This window comes from Marinobacter sp. UBA2498 (assembly GCF_002341575.1).
Taxonomy (GTDB): Bacteria; Pseudomonadota; Gammaproteobacteria; order Pseudomonadales; family Oleiphilaceae; genus Marinobacter; species Marinobacter manganoxydans.
Window position 1 is genome coordinate 13,445 of record NZ_DDOI01000092.1, and the last position, 1,342, is coordinate 14,786.

Sequence of the window (1,342 nt, forward strand, 5' to 3'; positions counted from 1 at the left end):
TGAGAATCGAACCATCGCCACCGGAGACGGAGATTCAGAGGTCATAATACCCGGGCTTGATCCGAACCAACTCGACCCGGATGCGCCTTGTGAAGACGCTTTGTGCGCCAGATCTCTGGATTCGAATACTGGTCGGCAAACCTGGGAACAGCTCCGTTAAAACGGAGCTGTTCCTCAACGGCACTGGTGGCATGTTGCGACAGGTTTTGACAGCACCTATTAAGAGGTTAAATCATGAATTTCAAAGCTTTCACCCCCAGATTTCTGGCCAACATGGTAGCGCTTTTGTTGACAGCAATAATGTTTACAGGCAATTCAACCGCCGAAGAAATGCCAGACTCTGAGTTTCAAATGCTCAGAGAAGGAAGCGAACTCTCTGGAACAGTAAATTCGGTTAACCCGGAACTGGGTATTGTTATTATTGATGATCGATCGTTCTTACTGGACCGAGTAGTTCATTTCAACAATGCAACATGGTCACGGGAGCAAGTCCTGAGGCGTTTGGAGCCAGGAAACTCGGTGAAAATAGAGGTTGGCAAAGTTGTTGACCCAAGCCGAGGCGCGCGGCTGATACGATCGCTTGATGTTGCAGACAAATAACTTTCTTGGCACACAAAATTCCTAAAACGTGAGTGACCTAGTTGTGACACGAACCGGAACCAATAAAACAGTAAAAAAAGCAGGCGTTGCAGGCTTTACACTCATAGAACTGATGATTGCAGTTGCTATCATTGCAATCATTGCCGCAGTCGCTCTACCAACTTATCAGAATCACGTAGAGCGGACTCGCAGAACAACGGCGCAGTCTGACCTGCTTGAATTGGCGCAATGGATGGAGCGAAGGTATTCCAATGGCTTTGACTATAGGGTTGGAGGAGCCGATCCGACTTTGCCGTTCACGCAATCACCACAGAATGGCACAGTCTTCTATAACATTAGCTTTTCGGGAAACGTAACGAGGGATACGTTCACACTGCAAGCTGTGCCTACCGGGGGCCAAACGAACGACCCCTGCGGAACGCTTACAGTGGATGAACAAGGAAACCGTGGTGCAGGCCAAGCGGGTTGTTGGTAAAAAGCTCAAGCGCCATTGAGCTCATTCGAGCTCAATGGCATCAATCCGCAACTCCCGCGGCATAGAAAACACAATATTCTCCTCACGCCCGGCAATTTCCTCCGGAACGCTGCCGCCAAGCTCTCGCAGACGGGTAATAACTTCGTTCACCAGAACCTCGGGGGCAGAAGCTCCCGCAGTAACCCCAATCGAAGTCTTACCTTCCAGCCAGGCAGCATCGATCTGGGAGGCCTCATCAATCAGATAGGCCGGCGTGCCCATTCTCTC

2 protein-coding genes and 1 pseudogene are annotated in these 1,342 nt (G+C 50.2%); 2 read left to right on the forward strand and 1 reads right to left on the reverse strand.

Features of this window, described 5'->3' with window-relative positions:
* The first annotated feature begins 234 nt into the window (after nucleotides 1-234).
* A complete protein-coding gene (locus tag B2W52_RS12860; protein ID WP_273044323.1) occupies nucleotides 235-600 on the forward strand; it encodes a hypothetical protein in 366 nt (121 codons plus the stop codon).
* A 43-nt stretch (nucleotides 601-643) separates the two neighbouring features.
* Complete coding sequence (locus B2W52_RS12865; RefSeq protein ID WP_273044325.1) at nucleotides 644-1,075, forward strand: type IV pilin protein; 432 nt, start codon at nucleotides 644-646, stop codon at nucleotides 1,073-1,075.
* Nucleotides 1,076-1,096: 21 nt separating this feature from the next.
* On the opposite strand, the pseudogene ispH reads toward B2W52_RS12865, so the two are convergent.
* Nucleotides 1,097-1,342 (reverse strand): annotated as a pseudogene (ispH, locus tag B2W52_RS12870) (4-hydroxy-3-methylbut-2-enyl diphosphate reductase); the annotation flags it as partial.